Here is a 17,396-nt window from a genome sequence, read left to right on the forward strand (position 1 = left end):
GACCCGTGGATGTGTTGTGCACCGATCGCTGAAGTCGATTCTCTTCACCCTGGTCCTGCTGGGCCTGGTGGGCGGTTCCGCTGCCTACTTCGCTGCGCAGAAGACGGTGACCCTGACCGTCGACGGCCAGTCGCGCGAGGTGCGCACCTACGCCGGCACGGCCGCTGAGGTGCTGGCCGACGAGGGGCTGCGCCCGGCGTCTCAGGACGTCGTCCTGCCCGACCCGGAGGACGCCATCGGCGACGGCGCCACCATCGTGCTCAACCGCGCCCGGCCGCTGGCCCTGACCGTCGACGGGGTGCGCACCGACGTCTACACGACGGCCCTCTCGGTCGACGACGCGCTCGACGAGCTCGGGTACCGCACCGACGAACTGGTGCTCTCCGCCAGCCGCAGCCAGCGTCTGCCGCTGGACGGCATGGACCTCGCCATCACGACCAACAAGGACGTCACGCTGATCGCGGACGGCCAGCAGCGCGTGGTGACCACCACCGCGGCCACCGCCGGTGACCTGCTGGCCGAGCAGGGCATCGCACTGTCCGCCACCGACCGCACCTCGATCTACCCGGCGCAGCCGCTGCTGGACGCGATGGTGCTGCGGGTCACCCGGGTCGCCGTCACCGACGTGACCGAGGTGCAGCCGCTGGACTACGCGACGGTCGAGACCCCGGACCCGAACGCCGTCCAGGGGCAGCGCACCGTCACCCAGAAGGGGGTCGAGGGCGAGCAGACGATCACCTGGCGGGTCACCGTCACCGACGGGGTGGAGACCGCGCGGGAGCAGCTCGGCGTCGTGGTCAGCACCCCCGCGGTCGACCAGCAGGTGGCGGTCGGCACCAAGGCGAAGCCGGCTGCGCCGGCGCCCGTGGTCAGCGCCGACGGACTGAACTGGGCGGCCCTGGCCGCGTGCGAGTCCGGTGGCCGGCCCACCGCGGTGAGCGGCACCGGCAAGTACCGCGGCATGTACCAGTTCTCCACGAGCACCTGGGCCGCCGTCGGAGGCAGCGGGGATCCGGCCGCGGCGTCGGCGGACGAGCAGACCATGCGGGCGCAGATGCTGTACGCCCGTTCCGGTGCGGGGCAGTGGCCGCACTGCGGTCCCCGTCTCTTCGGCTGATGGAGGTGGGAGGGCCCCGTCGCCCCCCGGCCCTCGCGAGCTCGGGTCGGGACCCTGCGACGGGGCCGGAGCCCCGCCGCTCGCAGGCTCGCGGCGGGCCCCTGCAGCGAGGCCGGAGGTGACGGCCTTGCTCGGTGCCTCCGCGATCCGCGAGCTGGCCCAGCAGCTGGACCTGCGACCGACCAAGGCCCTCGGGCAGAACTTCCTGCACGACGCGAACACGATCCGCAAGATCGTCCGGACGGCCGACCTGCAGGACGACGACGTCGTCTGCGAGGTCGGCCCGGGCCTGGGGTCGCTCACCCTGGGGCTGCTCCCGGCCTGTGCGCACGTGACCGCCGTGGAGATCGACCCCCGGCTGGCCGACCAGCTGCCGGTGACCGTGTCCCAGCGGGCCCCGGACGTGGCCGGGCGGCTGACCGTCGTGACGGCGGACGCCCTGCGGGTGCAGGAGCTGCCCGGCCCGCCGCCCACGGCGCTGGTGGCCAACCTGCCGTACAACATCGCCGTCCCCGTGCTGCTTCACCTGCTGGAGCTGCTGCCCACGATCCGCACCTCGCTGGTGCTGGTGCAGGCCGAGGTCGCCGACCGGCTCGCCGCCGCACCGGGCACACCCGCCTACGGGGTGCCCAGCGTCAAGGCCGCCTGGTACGCCGACGTCCGCCGGGCCGGCAACGTGCCTCGGCCGGTCTTCTGGCCGGTCCCCAACGTCGACTCCGGGCTGGTCGCGCTGACCCGCCGCCCGGCCCCGGCCGGCGACCGGGCGGCCACCTTCGCCGTCATCGACGCGGCCTTCGCCACCCGGCGCAAGGGCCTGCGCGCGGCGCTGGCCCGCTGGGCCGGCAGCCCCGCCGCCGCCGAGGTCCGGCTGCGCGCGGCCGGCATCGAGCCGACCACCCGGGGGGAGCAGTTGTCGGTCACCGACTTCGCCCGGCTCGCGGCGACCGACCCGGTCGACCCGGAGGGGCAGTAGCGCGTGCCGCGGCCGGCAGGCAGGCTGGGCCCGGTGGACGACGGTGGACCGGCGGGCAGGATGACCGGGTGAGCAACGCGACCGCGGGCGGGCCCGGCCGGCTCGCCGGCAACGGCGCCGTCACGGCTCGCGCGCCGGCGAAGGTGAACGTGCACCTCGGGGTCGGGCCGCTGCGGGCCGACGGCTTCCACGAGCTGCAGACGGTCTTCCTCGCCGTGTCGCTGTTCGACACGGTCACCGTGCGCCGCGCCGACGGACTGTCCCTCACCGTCCGCGGTGAGGGTGCCGGGGACGCCGCCGGCCCGGCGAGCGTGCCCACCGACCAGCGGAACCTGGTCTGGCAGGCCGCCGAGCTGCTGGCCCGGCACGCCGGGGTGCGCCCCGACGCCCACCTGGAGGTGGACAAGTCGATCCCGGCGGCCGCCGGGCTGGCCGGCGGCAGCGCGGATGCGGCGGCGACGCTGGTCGCGCTCGACGCGTTGTGGGGGACCCGGGCGACCCGTGGCGACCTGGCCACGCTCGCCGCCCAGCTGGGCAGTGACGTGCCCTTCAGCCTGCTCGGCGGGGTGGCGCTGGGCACCGGACGCGGTGAGCGGCTCTCGCCCGTGCTGGCCCGCCGGCGCTGGGACTGGGTGCTGGGCATCGCCGGGGAGGGGCTGTCGACCCCCACGGTGTACGGCGAGCTGGACGCCCAGCGGGCGGCCGGGGTGCTCCCGGACGGCGAGCGGATGTCCTCCACCGAGCCGGTGCTCGCTGCCCTGCGCAGCGGTCCGGCGTCGGCGCTGGCGACCGCGTTGAGCAACGACCTCCAGGCTCCTGCGCTGCGGCTGCGTCCGGAGCTCGGCCGGGCGCTGCAGGCCGCGACCGAGGCGGGGGCCCGGGCGGCGCTGGTCAGCGGCTCCGGTCCGACGGTGGCCGCGCTGGCCGAGGACGAGGACGGCGCCGTCCGGCTGGCGGCCGACCTCGCCGGGTCCGGGGTGTTCCGGGCGGTCCAGGTCGTGCACGGGCCGGTCCACGGCGCCCGTCTGGTGGGCTGACCGAGGACCCGGTGCTCCCGTCCCCCTGGTGCCCGGGGTGCTCGTGAGCCCCATCGAGCTGTTCTCCCTGGCGCCGGCCGGGTGACCCTGGGTGCCGGCGTCAGGTCGCGGCCCTAGGCTGGCGTGCGGCCGTCGCGGTTCTCCCCGGCGGACCGCGATGGGGGATGGGGTAATCGGCAGCCCGCCGGCCTTTGGAGCCGTGCAGTCTCGGTTCGAGTCCGAGTCCCCCAGCCAGTCAGCGCCGACGCGCGCCGTCGTCCCGTCGCCACCGCGAGGAGCTCGTTCGTGACCCTGCAGGAAACCGCCGCCACAGAGGGCGCCGTCGGCGCCGTCGTCGTCCTCGCCGCCGGGCAGGGCACCCGGATGCGCTCGCGCACCCCCAAGGTGCTGCACCCGCTGGGGGGTCGCTCGCTGCTGGGCCACGTGCTGGCGGCGGCCGCCCCGTTGCGGGCCGCGCAGACCGTCGTCGTCGTCGGGTCCGGGCGGGAGGCGGTGGCCGAGCACCTGAGCGAGGTCGCACCGGGGGCGCTGCCGGTCGTGCAGGAGGAGCAGCTGGGCTCCGGGCACGCTGCGGCCGTCGCGCTCGACGCGCTGGCGGAGGTGACCGGCGCGGTGCTGATCCTCAACGGGGACGCACCGCTGCTGCGGGAGGAGACCCTGACCGCACTGGTCCGGGCGCACCAGCAGGCCGGCGACGTGCTCACCGTGCTCACCGCGGAGGTGGCCGACCCCACCGGCCTCGGTCGGATCGTCCGGGACGCCGACGGCGCGGTGCGGGCCATCGTCGAGGAGCGGGACGCCGACGACGCCCAGCGCGCGATCCGCGAGGTCAACGCCGGGGTGTACATCGGTGACGCCGCCGCCGTACGGGAGGCGCTGACCAGGGTCGGGGCCGCCAACGACCAGGGCGAGCAGTACCTCACCGACGTCCTGGGTCTGCTCGTGGCCGATGGCGCGCCGGTCGGCGGGCACCGGGCGGTCGACCCCGAGGACACGCTCGGCTGCAACGACCAGCGGGAGCTGGCCGCCCGGCGGCGCACGATGAACGACCGGGTGCTCGACGACCTGATGCGGGCCGGCGTGGTCGTGGTCGACCCGCTGACCACCTGGGTCGACGTGACCGTCGAGGTGGCGGCGGAGGTCGTCCTGCACCCGGGCACGCAGCTGCTCGGTGCGACCACCGTCGGTGCCGGCGCCGTGGTCGGCCCGGACAGCACGCTGGTCGACACCGAGGTGGGGGAGGGCGCGTCGGTCGTCCGGTCGCACGTCCAGCTGGCCGAGATCGGCCCGGCGGCGACCGTCGGCCCGTTCAGCTACCTCCGCCCGGGCACCCGGCTGGGCCGCGGGGCGAAGGTGGGCGCCTACGTCGAGACCAAGAACGTGGAGATCGGCGGGGGATCCAAGGTGCCGCACCTGTCCTACGTCGGTGACGCGACCATCGGCGAGCACAGCAACATCGGCGCGGCGACGGTGTTCGTCAACTACGACGGCGTCGCCAAGCACCGCACCACGGTGGGTGACCACGTGCGGATCGGCTCGGACACCATGCTCGTGGCGCCGGTCACCGTGGGCGACGGGGCCTACACCGCCGCCGGGTCCGTGATCACCACCGACGTCCCGCCCGGGGCGATGGCCGTCGCCCGGGCACGCCAGCGCAATGTGGGAGGCTGGGTGGCGCGGCGCCGCCCGGGCACACCCGGAGCAGAGGCCGCAGCTGCGGCTGACGACGCAGCGGCCGCAGCCACCGACACCCGAACCACCTAGTCCGCGGACCGGCCCCCGGCCGCGACGGACGACGACCAGCAGGGGCGAACATGAGCGCGATCAGGCAGACCACCAACAAGAGCCTGATGCTCTTCTCCGGCCGGGCCTACCCCGAGCTGGCGACGGAGATCGCCGGGCACCTCGGCGTCACGCCCACCCCCACCGCGTCCTACGAATTCGCCAACGGCGAGCTGTTCGTGCGGTTCGAGGAGTCGGTGCGCGGCTGCGACGCCTTCGTCGTGCAGAGCCACACCGCACCGATCAACACCTGGCTCATGGAGCAGCTGATCATGGTCGACGCGCTCAAGCGCGCCTCGGCCAAGCGGATCACCGTGGTCGCCCCGTTCTTCCCCTACGCCCGGCAGGACAAGAAGCACCGCGGCCGCGAGCCGATCTCCGCTCGCCTGGTCGCCGACATGTTCAAGACCGCCGGTGCCGACCGGCTGATGACCGTCGACCTGCACACCGCGCAGATCCAGGGCTTCTTCGACGGCCCGGTGGACCACCTGTTCGCCATGGAGCTCCTCGTGAACGAGGTCAAGCGGAAGTGGAGCGGCCACGACCTCACCGTCGTCTCGCCCGACGCCGGCCGCGTCCGGGTGTCCGAGCGGTGGAGCGACAAGCTGGGCGGCACCCCGCTGGCCTTCATCCACAAGACCCGTGACGTCAGCCGACCCAACGAGGTCGTCGCGAACCGGGTCGTCGGTGAGGTCGAGGGTCGGGTCTGCATCCTGGTCGACGACATGATCGACACCGGCGGCACGATCGCCAAGGCCGCCGAGACCCTGTTCGAGTCCGGCGCCGCCGACGTGATCATCGCCGCCACCCACGGCGTGCTCTCCGGCCCCGCGGTCGACCGCCTGAAGAACAGCCGGGTCAGCGAGGTGATCGTCACCAACACGCTGCCCATCGAGCCCGCACGCCGGTTCGACAAGCTCACCGTGCTCTCGATCGCCCCCCTGCTCGGCCGGGCGATCAAGGAGGTCTTCGAGGACGGGTCGGTGACGAGCTTGTTCGGTGGGGACTCGTGACGTGGCGATCCTCCGGATCGCACCGCGGCCAGGAGTCGTTCCCGGCCTGAGTTGAGCCGTTGCCCGCTGCGCCGTCAGGAGCCTCCGGCCCCGTGACGGCGCAGCGGACGGACCCGGCCGTGGTCCCGGACGGGAGCCTTCGGCCCCGCGTCCGCCACCACGGACGCCCTTCGGGCGATGGGTCCGGGATCCGTCCGCTGGTGGCGTTCGGTTCTCCGCTGGTGGCTTTGGTCCGTCATCGCCCACGGCCCGTCCTGGGCCCTCAGCCACTCAGGTACGCTCGTGTGGTTGCCCGGCGAGGGAGACGGTCTGCCGTTCTCCGTGATCGACGTGCGTGTGCCCTCCAGGGGTGTGCCGCGCTCGTGCGCTGAGCACACAGACCCGATCCACCTGTTGAGGAGCACACCACCGTGGCTGAATTCCGCCTCGCCGCCGAGCACCGCACCGAGTTCGGCAAGGGCAGCGCCCGTCGTACCCGTCGTGCAGGCCGCGTCCCCGCCGTCCTGTACGGGCACGGCCAGGACGTCGTCCACCTGTCGCTGCCGGCCCGCGAGTTCGCCGCGGCGCTGCGCAACGGCGGCACCAACGTGCTGCTGACCGTCGAGCTGGACGGCAAGGACCAGCTGGCGCTGACCAAGGCGATCCAGCGGGACCCGATCACCCGCATCCACGAGCACGTCGACCTGCTGCTGGTCCGCCGCGGTGAGAAGACCACCGTCGAGGTCCGCGTCATGATCGTCGGCGAGCCCGCGCCGGACACGATCAGCAACCACCAGCTGAACAGCGTCCTCGTCGAGGCCGACGCCACCGACCTGCCGGAGGCGATCGAGGTCGACATCACCGGCCGCACCGCGGGCAACGGCATCACCGCCAGTGACCTGCCGCTGCCGGCCGGCGCGACGCTGATCACCGACCCGGAGGCGCTGGTCATCGGCTTCCTGGGTGCGCCGTCCGCCGCCGAGCTGGAGGCCGAGCTGGAAGAGGCCGAGGCCGAGGCCGGCATCGAGCGCGACGAGTCCGAGGCCGACGGCGACGTCGTCCCGGAGCCGCAGGACCAGGGCAGCGGCGAGTCGATGGACTCCGCCGAGAAGTCCAGCGACGCCTGACCGGTCCGCTGACCGAGAGCACGACCCGCAGGGGCGCCGGCACCGCCGGCGCCCCTGCGGCGTCTCCCACGCCCGCCCCCGCCCCCGCACCCCCGGTGTCGGAGGGCCCGTTCCTCGTCGTCGGGCTGGGCAACCCCGGCCCCGGCTACGCCGGCAACCGGCACAACGTCGGGGCGATGGTGCTGGCGGAGCTGGCCGCCCGGGCCGGCGTCCGGCTGTCACCCGGCAAGGGGCCCCGCGCCCGGTCGCTGTCCGGTGAGGGCCGGCTCGCCGGGCGGCGGGTGGTGCTGGCGGTGCCCTCCACCTACATGAACGAGTCCGGTGGCCCGGTCCGCGGGCTGCTCGACTACCACCACCTGCCGCCCACCGACCTGGTCGTCGTGCACGACGAGCTCGACCTCGACTTCGACGTGGTGCGGCTCAAGCGCGGCGGTGGGGAGGGCGGGCACAACGGCCTGCGTTCCATCTCCCGGTCCACCGGGACCCGTGACTACCTGCGGGTGCGGGTGGGGATCGGCCGGCCGCCCGGTCGGCAGGACCCCGCCGACTACGTCCTCAAGGACTTCTCCGCGACCGAGCGCAAGACCCTCGAGCTGCTCGTCGGTGAGGCGGCCGACGCCACCGAGCTGCTGCTCGAGCGCGGCCTGGAGGCGGCGCAGAACGTCGTCCACCCCCGCAGCTGAGCGCCGTCCGGGCGCGCCGTCGCCCGGACGGGTGGCAGCGGGCTCGGTCCCGGCCCCATCGGGTGAAGGGGCGCCGTCCGCATTGCCTCCGTTGCTCACCGTCTGTGATGGTTGCTGAGCGTCACCAGTTCAGCGGTTCGGCCGGGTCCGACCCGGGACCGTCCAGCTCCTGCGTGTCGCCAGCGAACTGTGCGTGATCACTGCGGAGAACCTGGGGGGCCCATGCTGCTCGAGCGTGCGGAACTGACCGACACCATCGGTCACGCACCGTCGGGGACGACCCCGTCGACCCCGGCCGCGGGGCAGCTGCCGGCCACCGGTGCTCGCGCCCGGGGCACGGCCCGCTGGGTCCGGCGGCACCGCGCCGGCCTGGTCGTGGGCGAGGTGCTGATCGCGGCGTCGGCAGCGGCCGTGGTGCTGCTCACCCACGACGGGCCGGTGGTGGGCAGCGTCCTGTTCTGGGCCGGGTTGAGCCTCGTGGTCGCCTGGCCGCTGCTGCTCACCGTCACCGGCGCCTACGAGGGACGCTGGTTCGGGCTGGGCAGCGACGAGTTCCGTCGGGTCGGCCGGGCCGGGATGCTGCTGCTGGCCGGGATGGGCTTCCTCAGCTACGCCGCCCAGCTCGACCTCAGCCGCGCGCTGGTGGTCCTCGCCGTCCCGGCGCTCACCGGCGCGACACTGGTCCAGCGGTACGCCGCCCGGCGCCTGCTGCACCGCCGGCGGATGGCCGGGCGTTGCGTCAAGCGCGTCGTGGTCGTCGGACGCGGGGGAGCGGTCCTGGATCTCGTCGACCGGTTGCACCGCACCCGGCACGCCGGTCTGGACGTCGTCGGCGTGTGCGTGACACCGGGCGACCGGAGTCGGGTGGCGCGGGTGGCCGGCCTGCCGGTCGCGGGCCTGGACGACGTCGTCGAGCTCGCCGACCGGGTCGGGGCCGACACGATCGCCGTCACCTCCGCCAGCGAGACGGCGTCCCAGTACCTGCGGGCACTGTCCTGGCAGCTCGAGGGCACCGGCCTGGAGCTGCTCGTGGCCCCCGGGCTGGTCGAGGTGGCCGGCCCGCGGCTGCACATCCGGCCCTTCGACGGGCTGCCCCTCCTCTCGGTCGAGCAGCCCCGGTTCGAGGGCTGGCGCCGGGTGGTGAAGGGCGCTCTCGACCGGTCGGTCGCCTCGCTCGCCCTGCTGTTCCTCACGCCGGTCCTGGTCGCGCTCGCCCTGGCGATCCGGCTGTCGGGCCCCGGCCCGGTCCTCTACCAGCAGCAGCGGGTGGGGCTCGGCGGGCGGCACTTCACGATGCTCAAGTTCCGCAGCATGGTGGTCGGGGCCGACCAACAGGTCTCGGGGTTGTCCGACGGGAACGAGGCCGACGGCCTGCTGTTCAAGATCCGGCAGGACCCGCGGGTGACGCCGGTCGGTCGCTGGATGCGCCGGCTCTCCCTCGACGAGCTGCCCCAGCTGGTCAACGTGCTCACCGGGGACATGTCCCTGGTGGGGCCGCGCCCGCCGCTGCCCGCCGAGGTCGCGCGCTACGACACCTCGGTCAGTCGCCGGCTGCTGGTGAAGCCGGGCCTCACCGGGCTGTGGCAGATCTCCGGGCGCAGCGACCTGCCGTGGGAGGAAGCCGTCCGGCTGGACCTCCGCTACGTGGAGAACTGGTCGCTCGCCCTGGACGTGCAGATCCTCTGGAAGACCGCACGCGCGGTCGTCTCCGCCTCCGGCGCGTACTGAGACCAGCCCGTCCGCGCTGCGCGACGGACGGCCACGCACGAGGTCGGGGGGTCCTCCCTCCGGGTGAGCACATCACTTCGAAAGGCGACGCCACACCGCGATCCGGGCAGGGTCGGTGCGGGACGGCCAGCACGGCACGCCCAGCACGCGCAGGTCGGTCGGTCCCCGCGCCCTCGCCCCGAGGTCCGCACCGACTCGGAGGAACGGAGCCAGCGGACATGCCACCCACGAGGTCGCGCGGACTCAGGATCGCCCTGGTCGGGACGCGTGGCGTGCCGGCGCGGTACGGCGGCTTCGAGACCGCCGTCGAGGAGGTCGGCCGGCGCCTGGCGGAGGCCGGTCACGACGTCGTCGTCTACTGCCGCACCACCACCGGTGGACCTCGGCCGGCGACGCACCTGGGGATGCGGCTCGTGCACCTGCCGGCGCTGCGCCGCCGGTCGCTGGAGACGCTGAGCCACACCGGTCTGTCGGTCGCGCACCTGCTCACCCACCGGGTCGACGCCGCGATCGTGTTCAACGCGGCCAACGCGCCCTGGCTGCCGCTGCTGCGGGCCGCCCGCATCCCGGTCGCCACGCACGTCGACGGGCTGGAGTGGAAGCGCGCCAAGTGGGGCGGGATCGGCAAGCGGTACTACCGCGTCGTCGAGGCGCTGTCGGTCCGCTGGTCCGACGCGCTGATCGCCGACGCGCAGGGCATCGCCGACTACTACCGCGACGAGTTCGCGGCCCCGACCGAGCAGATCGCCTACGGCGCCCCGAAGACCGACGGCGCCGGCTCCGACCGGCTGGCGGCCGTCGACCTGACACCGGGTGGCTACCACCTCGTCGTCGCCCGCTTCGAGCCGGAGAACCACGTCGACGTGATCGTCGACGGCTACCGGCGCAGCGACGCAGAGCTGCCACTGGTGGTGGTCGGTTCGGCGCCCTACGCCGACGACTACACCCGCCGCGTGCACGCGCTCGCCGACGGCCGGGTGCGGTTCCTCGGTGGGGTCTGGGACCAGGAACTCCTCGACCAGCTGTACGTCAACTGCGCGACGTACCTGCACGGGCACTCCGTGGGCGGGACCAACCCCTCCCTGTTGCGGGCGCTCGGGGCAGGAGCGGCGACGATCGCCTACGACGTCTCCTTCAACCGGGAGGTGCTGGAGTCCAGCGGTCGCTACTTCCGGACGCCGGGCGACGTCACCACCGCGCTGCACGAGGCGGAGGACGAGCCCGAGAAGCTCCGCCGCCGGGGCAAGCGCGCGCGCCTGCTCGCCGCCCGCTACGACTGGGACCACGTCGCCTCCCGCTACGAGGAGCTGTGCCGTTCCCTCGCCGCCCGGGCGTTCCCGCGGTCCCGCCCGAGCGGCCGGCGGCTGCGGCTCGGCCCGGCTGCCGGTACCCGGACCAGCGACTGGCCCCTGGTCCAGCCCGCCTCGGCCGCCCAGGGGGTCGGCGCCCCGCCACCTCGCCGGGCAGCCGGCCGGCCGGCTGCCCGGCCCGCAGCGGCCGGATCGAGCCACGTCCCGCCGGCGCGGACGGCGCAGTCGTGACGACGATGCCGGCCTCCGTGGCCCGTCCGGAGGGCACGGTCGCCGACACGGTCCGCCGGCTGGCCGGCGCGCAGAAGGGCGCCCAGGGCGCCCCCGCCTACTCCCGGTTCGTGAACCGGAAGCTGGGGCGGGTGCTCGCGGCCCTGGCCTTCCACGCCCGGCTCACCCCGAACGCGGTCACCGGCATCAGCGCCGTCTGCACCTTCACCGGCATCGCCGTCCTGGCCCTGGTGCCGCCGTCCTGGCCGACGGGCCTGACCGTCGCGCTCCTGCTGGTCCTCGGGTACGCCTTCGACTCCGCCGACGGCCAGCTGGCCCGGCTGCGGGGCGGCGGATCCCCGGCCGGGGAGTGGCTGGACCACATGGTCGATGCACTCAAGATCGCCAGCCTCCACCTCGCGCTGCTGATCGGCTGGTACCGGTTCGAGTACGTGGAGCGCGGCTCCTGGTTGCTGCTCCCGCTGGCCTTCTCGGTCGTGTCGGTGGTGCTGTTCTTCGCCACTCTGCTCAATGACGCCCTGCGGGCCCAGCACGGCGCTCGGACCCGGGCGGTGGCGACCGGGGAGCGGCCCAGCGTGCTGCGCTCGCTGCTGGTCGCCCCCACCGACTACGGCGTGCTCTGCCTGGTCTTCCTGCTGCTCGGCACGCCCAGGGTGTTCCCCTGGGCCTACGCCCTGCTGGCAGCGGGCACGGCGGGCTACCTGGCCCTGGCCTGCGTCAGGTGGTTCCGGGAGATGGGGAGGTTGACCCGATGAGCAGTTCCCCGACCGACGAGGTCGACCCGTCCGGCTGGGCTTCCCCCCGCCGGCGACGGCTCGTCCTCGCCGGGGCGATCCTGGTCGTCGTCGCGCTCGTGCTGGTGGGCGTGCTCATCGGCGGGGGTGACGACCGCCGCGCCGAGGCGGCCGCGGAGACCTCGGCCGGCCAGTCGAGCGCCGGTGCCATCCCGAGTTCGGCAGCCGGTCCCTCGTCGGCCGATCCGGTGCCGCCGACGGTCAGCTCCGCTCCGACTGACAACGCCCCGGTCGCCACCGCTCCGACGGAGGGTGGCGATGAACTCCCGCCCAGCCTGGCGCCGGTCGGTCTGTCCGACTCGGCAACCGTCGGCGGCGGCCTGACCGCCGCGCTCACCGCCGTCCGTGCGATCGAGGGCGAGGGCACGGGTCCGGGCAACGTCGCCGGGCCCGCCCTGGCGGTGACGGTCCGGCTCACCAACGGGACGGCCGATCGGATCACCCTGGACGGCGCCGTCGTCTCCCTCGCGTACACCGACGACGCACGTCCTGCCTCGCCCCTGGACGACCCGTCCGCCGCACCGCTGTCCGGTGTGCTGGAACCCGGGTCGTCGGCCGAGGGGGTCTACGTCTTCTCCGTCCCTGCCGATCGACGTGAGGTGGTGACGGTGGCGATCGGGTACGAGCCCGGGGCTCCCTACCTGGTCTTCACCGGCTCGGTCGCCTGACCCCAGAGCCACGTCCCGCCGACCGCCCATCGCCGACCGTCCCGACACGGTCGCCGGCGGTCGCCGGTCGTCACGCCGCTGCGCACTGGTCCCGACACCCACGATGAGTGACTGAGCGTCATGGCGTTACGCCGGTCGGGTGCGAACGTGCAGGTAAAGCACCCGATCAGGCGACGGGTCGTCCCTGGTTGACCGTCCATCGTCACGCTTAGTATCGGTTGGCCCGACCGGGCACTGACTCAGCGCGAGCGGGGACGACGAGATGCACGCAACACCGAGGACGCCCAGCCGGGTGTGGATCGCCGGACTGCTGAGCAGCCTGCTCTTCGCAGGAGTGCTCGGCGGCCTGCTGCCCGTCGGGGTGGCCCACGCCGACACCGCGCCGCTGGACCCCGCCTCCGCAGCCACCCCCGCGACGGTTGCCGCCGACGCGCTGCCCACCGTCCAGATCAACGGTGTCGCCTGGTCGCAGGTCGTCGTCGGCAACACCGTCTACGTCGCCGGGGACTTCTCCACCGCGCGCCCGGCCGGTGCGCCGGCCGGCACTCAGGAGACGGTCCGCAACAACCTGCTGGCCTACGACGTCCGGACCGGGGAGCTCATCACCTCCTTCGTCCCCGACCTCAACGGCAAGGCGCTGGTGGTGACCGCCTCCCCGGACGGCTCGCGCATCTACGTCGGTGGCGACTTCGACAAGGCCAACGGCCAGACCCGCTACCGGGTGGCTGCCTACAGCACCGCCACCGGTGAGCTCATCTCGAACTTCCGCCCGAGCTTCAACGCCCGGGTGTACGCACTGGCGGCCACCGACGAGGCCGTCTACGCCGGTGGGTCCTTCACGGCCGTCGGCTCGACCAGCCGTGAGCGGCTGGCGGCGGTGGCCGCGTCCAACGGCGCGCTCCTGCCGTGGGCGCCGGTGCCCGGCGTCGGCTCGACGGACGGGAACGACCTCCCCCGGATCCGGACCTCGACCGGGCAGTACGTGGACAACCCGCAGAACGCGAAGACGAGCAACATCGTCCTGGCGCTCGTGGTGACCGGCGGCGGCGATCAGGTCGTCGCCGCCGGTCGCTTCGACACCCTCAACGGCACCCGGTCGACCGGCGTCGGTGCGCTGGACCCGGTGACCGGCGCAACGCGGCCGTTCGCGATCGGTCAGCTCCTCACCAATCAGGGCGTCAACTCCGCGATCTACAGCCTCAGCACCGACGGTGCCAACGTCTACGGCACCGGCTACGACTACTACGGCCCGGGCAACCTCGAGGGCTCCTTCGGCGCGACCGCCGACGGTGGCGTCGTGCAGTCGATCAACGACTGCCACGGTGACAGCTACTCCAGCTTCCCGGCCAACGGGGCGCTCTACGTGGCGTCCCACGCCCACGTCTGCAGCAACATCGGGGGCTTCCCCGAGACCACGCCGCAGACCAAGCAGTACGCGACCGCAGTGACCACGGCCGCCGTCGGCACCGTGGGCTCGGGGACCATCGACGCCGCGCGCACCCTCATGGGCAAGCCGGCGGCGTCCTTGCTGTCCTGGTTCCCGACGTTCACCGCTGGGACCTACACCGGGCAGTCCCAGGCGGGGTGGTCGGTCAGCGGGAACGACCAGTACATCGTCTACGGCGGCGAGTTCCCGAAGGTCAACGGGACCGCTCAGCAGGGGCTGGTCCGGTTCGCGGTCCCGTCGATCGCGCCCAACCGTGTCGGCCCGGCTTCCGCAGGGCTCACCCCGGCCGTCGTGGCCCTGTCGGCCGGCACCGCTCGGGTCAGCTGGACGACGAGCCACGACCGGGACAACGAGAACCTGTCCTACCGGGTCTACCGCGATGGTGACATGACCGACCCGGTCCACGAGGTCACCCGGGCGTCCACCTTCTGGAGCACCTCGTCGCTCGCCTTCGTCGACACCGGCCTCAGCGGCGGGGAGCACACCTACCGCGTCAGCGTCACCGACCCGATGGGCAACCGGGTCACGTCCGGGTGGGTGCCGGTCGAGGTGGCTGCGGGCGGCCCGTCGGAGCCGCGGCCGTACGCACAGACGGTCGTCGCCGACGGTGCCCAGGACTACTGGCCCCTCGGCGAGCGCTCCGGTTCCATCGCCTACGACCACGCCGGAGGTTCCGACCTGGCAGTGGGCTCCGGGGTGTCCCTGGACCAGCCGGGCGCGCTGAGCGGTGACCCGGACACCTCCTTCGGGTTCGGCGGCCAGGGCCTGGCCGCGACCACCATGGCGATCCCCGGACCCGACACCTTCACCGTCGAGGCCTGGTTCACGACCACCTCCCGCAGCGGTGGGAAGGTCGTCGGGTTCGGCAACCGGAACACCGGTGACAGCACCAGTTACGACCGGCACGTCTACCTGGACGGCGCGGGGCGGGTCGTCTTCGGGGTGTACCCGGGGAGCCAGCAGACGATCAGCAGCTCGGCCGGCTACAACGACGGTGCCTGGCACCACGTCGTGGCCTCGCTCAGCCCGGCTGGCATGGCCCTGTACCTCGACGGCCAGGCGATCGGCACCAACCCGGCGGTCACGACGGGGGAGCCCTACCGCGGCTACTGGCGGATCGGCGGCGACAGCAGCTGGGGCGGGACCGGCAAGTACCTGACCGGGCAGATCGACGAGGTGGCCATCTACCCGTCGGCGCTGTCGGCCGACGTGGTGACCAGCCACCACACGCTGGGGGCGACAGGCAAGGCGATCAACGTCGCCCCGGTCGCGTCGTTCACCTCCTCGGCGACCTTCCTGGAGGCCGCCTTCGACGCCTCGGCCTCGGCCGACCGGGACGGCGACGTCGTGTCCTACGAATGGGAGCTCGGCGACGGCGCGACGGCGACCGGGCCCACCACGACGCACACCTACTCGGCTGCCGGCACCTACCCGGTCACGCTGACGGTCACCGACGACGACGGTGCCCGGTCGGTGGAGACCGGCACCGTCACGGTGACCGCCCAGCCGGCGAACGTGGGGCCGTCGGCGGTGTTCAGTTCGTCGGTGGCGGGCCTGGTGGCGTCCTTCGACGGTGCGGGGTCGGCTGATCCTGATGGGGCGGTGGCCTCGTACGCCTGGGACTTCGGTGACGGTGCTACCGGCGCGGGTGCGGCGGTGGAGCACACCTATGCCGAGGCGGGTGCCTACCAGGTCGTGCTGACGGTGACCGATGACGGCGGTGCCACCGGCAGGGTCGAGCAGTCGGTGACGGTGTCGGCCCCGGCGGAGCCGTCGGTCCCCGAGGACCCCGAGGTCCCGGCGGGGGAGCCGCTGGCGGTGGACGGTTTCGAGCGGACGGTGGCCAGTGGTCTGGGTCAGGCGGAGACCGGGGGAGCGTGGTGGGTCTCCGGTGGGGTGACGTCGGTGTCGGAGGGCGCGGCGAGCCTGGAGGTGCCCAAGGCCGGTGGCTCGAGCTCGGTGTGGCTGAACTCGGTGTCGGTGCAGGACGTGGCGCTGGAGACGACGTTCTCGCTGGAGCAGGCGCCGACCGGTGGCGGCACGTACGCCTATGTCACTGCGCGGCGGACGCCGGCGAACTTCTACCGGGGTGTGCTGAAGTTCCTGGCCGATGGTCGGGTGACGGTCGGGGTGTCTCGGGTGGTGGCCAACAAGGAGACGACGTTGCGGTCGGTGACCGTTCCGGGGCTGACCTACGTGCCGGGCACGGTGCTGCGGGTGCGGTTGGACGTCAGTGGCAGCGGCACGACCACGCTGGACGCCAAGGTGTGGGTGGACGGCACGGCTGAGCCGGCCGACTGGCAGGTCAGCGCCACCGACGACACCGCGGAGCTGCAGGCGGCCGGTGGGGTGGGGGTCTCGACCTACGTGTCGGGTTCGGCCACCGCCGTCCCGGTGCGGATGCGCGTCGACGACTTCTGGGCCGGCCCCGCCGGCACCGCACCCGCCGCAGGGGAGACCCCGGCGGAGCCGGCGAACGTGGGGCCGTCGGCGGTGTTCAGTTCGTCGGTGGCGGGCCTGGTGGCGTCCTTCGACGGTGCGGGGTCGGCTGATCCTGATGGGGCGGTGGCCTCGTACGCCTGGGACTTCGGTGACGGTGCTACCGGCGCGGGTGCGGCGGTGGAGCACACCTATGCCGAGGCGGGTGCCTACCAGGTCGTGCTGACGGTGACCGATGACGGCGGTGCCACCGGCAGGGTCGAGCAGTCGGTGACGGTGTCGGCCCCGGCGGAGCCGTCGGTCCCCGAGGACCCCGAGGTCCCGGCGGGGGAGCCGCTGGCGGTGGACGGTTTCGAGCGGACGGTGGCCAGTGGTCTGGGTCAGGCGGAGACCGGGGGAGCGTGGTGGGTCTCCGGTGGGGTGACGTCGGTGTCGGAGGGCGCGGCGAGCCTGGAGGTGCCCAAGGCCGGTGGCTCGAGCTCGGTGTGGCTGAACTCGGTGTCGGTGCAGGACGTGGCGCTGGAGACGACGTTCTCGCTGGAGCAGGCGCCGACCGGTGGCGGCACGTACGCCTATGTCACTGCGCGGCGGACGCCGGCGAACTTCTACCGGGGTGTGCTGAAGTTCCTGGCCGATGGTCGGGTGACGGTCGGGGTGTCTCGGGTGGTGGCCAACAAGGAGACGACGTTGCGGTCGGTGACCGTTCCGGGGCTGACCTACGTGCCGGGCACGGTGCTGCGGGTGCGGTTGGACGTCAGTGGCAGCGGCACGACCACGCTGGACGCCAAGGTGTGGGTGGACGGCACGGCTGAGCCGGCCGACTGGCAGGTCAGCGCCACCGACGACACCGCGGAGCTGCAGGCGGCCGGTGGGGTGGGGGTCTCGACCTACGTGTCGGGTTCGGCCACCGCCGTCCCGGTGCGGATGCGCGTCGACGACTTCTGGGCCGGCCCCGCCGGCACCGCACCCGCCGCGGCGTGACGACGCCGGGGCCGACCCTCGCGGTCTGCCCCGGCCGGGACGGCACCCCTCTTCGGATGAGGTCACCCACCGGAGGGGGGTCGCTGG

General features: G+C 73.6%; 12 protein-coding genes and 1 tRNA gene. All 13 read left to right on the forward strand.

What is annotated here, in order from left to right:
- Positions 1 to 16: 16 nt before the first annotated feature.
- The 13 genes from O2W18_RS03115 (at position 17) to O2W18_RS03175 (ending at position 17,309) form a co-directional block, all read left to right on the forward strand.
- The gene (locus tag O2W18_RS03115) at positions 17 to 1,117 is read left to right on the forward strand and encodes a resuscitation-promoting factor (protein WP_269186107.1); all 1,101 of its coding nucleotides are present in this window, start codon (positions 17 to 19) and stop codon (positions 1,115 to 1,117) included.
- Positions 1,118 to 1,235: 118 nt separating this feature from the next.
- Complete coding sequence (gene rsmA / locus O2W18_RS03120; RefSeq protein WP_269186108.1) at positions 1,236 to 2,090, forward strand: 16S rRNA (adenine(1518)-N(6)/adenine(1519)-N(6))-dimethyltransferase RsmA; 855 nt, start codon at positions 1,236 to 1,238, stop codon at positions 2,088 to 2,090.
- Positions 2,091 to 2,158: 68 nt separating this feature from the next.
- Positions 2,159 to 3,127, forward strand: a complete 969-nt coding sequence (locus O2W18_RS03125) for a 4-(cytidine 5'-diphospho)-2-C-methyl-D-erythritol kinase (protein ID WP_269186109.1) — start codon at positions 2,159 to 2,161, stop codon at positions 3,125 to 3,127.
- Positions 3,128 to 3,285: 158 nt separating this feature from the next.
- Positions 3,286 to 3,361 (forward strand) — tRNA-Gln (locus tag O2W18_RS03130).
- Between the two features lie 51 nt (positions 3,362 to 3,412).
- Positions 3,413 to 4,891: a bifunctional UDP-N-acetylglucosamine diphosphorylase/glucosamine-1-phosphate N-acetyltransferase GlmU gene (glmU, locus tag O2W18_RS03135; protein ID WP_269186110.1), complete on the forward strand. Its 1,479-nt coding sequence runs from the start codon at positions 3,413 to 3,415 to the stop codon at positions 4,889 to 4,891.
- Between the two features lie 50 nt (positions 4,892 to 4,941).
- Positions 4,942 to 5,922: a ribose-phosphate diphosphokinase gene (locus O2W18_RS03140; protein ID WP_269186111.1), complete on the forward strand. Its 981-nt coding sequence runs from the start codon at positions 4,942 to 4,944 to the stop codon at positions 5,920 to 5,922.
- Between the two features lie 410 nt (positions 5,923 to 6,332).
- A complete protein-coding gene (locus O2W18_RS03145; protein WP_269186112.1) occupies positions 6,333 to 7,028 on the forward strand; it encodes a 50S ribosomal protein L25/general stress protein Ctc in 696 nt (231 codons plus the stop codon).
- Between the two features lie 95 nt (positions 7,029 to 7,123).
- On the forward strand, positions 7,124 to 7,711 hold the full coding sequence (gene pth / locus O2W18_RS03150; RefSeq protein WP_269186113.1) for an aminoacyl-tRNA hydrolase: 588 nt from the start codon (positions 7,124 to 7,126) through the stop codon (positions 7,709 to 7,711).
- 222 nt (positions 7,712 to 7,933) lie between these two features.
- Entirely contained in the window at positions 7,934 to 9,439 is a 1,506-nt protein-coding gene (locus O2W18_RS03155; protein ID WP_269186114.1) for a sugar transferase, read from the forward strand.
- A 272-nt stretch (positions 9,440 to 9,711) separates the two neighbouring features.
- Positions 9,712 to 10,980 (forward strand): glycosyltransferase, encoded by a 1,269-nt coding sequence (locus O2W18_RS03160; protein WP_269186115.1) that lies wholly within the window; start codon positions 9,712 to 9,714, stop codon positions 10,978 to 10,980.
- Between the two features lie 5 nt (positions 10,981 to 10,985).
- Entirely contained in the window at positions 10,986 to 11,735 is a 750-nt protein-coding gene (locus O2W18_RS03165) for a CDP-alcohol phosphatidyltransferase family protein (RefSeq protein WP_269186732.1), read from the forward strand.
- Complete coding sequence (locus O2W18_RS03170; protein ID WP_269186116.1) at positions 11,732 to 12,442, forward strand: hypothetical protein; 711 nt, start codon at positions 11,732 to 11,734, stop codon at positions 12,440 to 12,442. The genes O2W18_RS03165 and O2W18_RS03170 overlap by 4 nt, the downstream gene beginning before the upstream one ends.
- A gap of 262 nt (positions 12,443 to 12,704) precedes the next feature.
- Positions 12,705 to 17,309, forward strand: coding sequence for a PKD domain-containing protein (locus tag O2W18_RS03175; RefSeq protein ID WP_269186117.1), 4,605 nt, complete (start codon positions 12,705 to 12,707; stop codon positions 17,307 to 17,309).
- Positions 17,310 to 17,396 lie beyond the last annotated feature (87 nt).

Source organism: Modestobacter sp. VKM Ac-2983 (assembly GCF_026967885.1).
Taxonomy (GTDB): Bacteria; Actinomycetota; Actinomycetes; order Mycobacteriales; family Geodermatophilaceae; genus Modestobacter.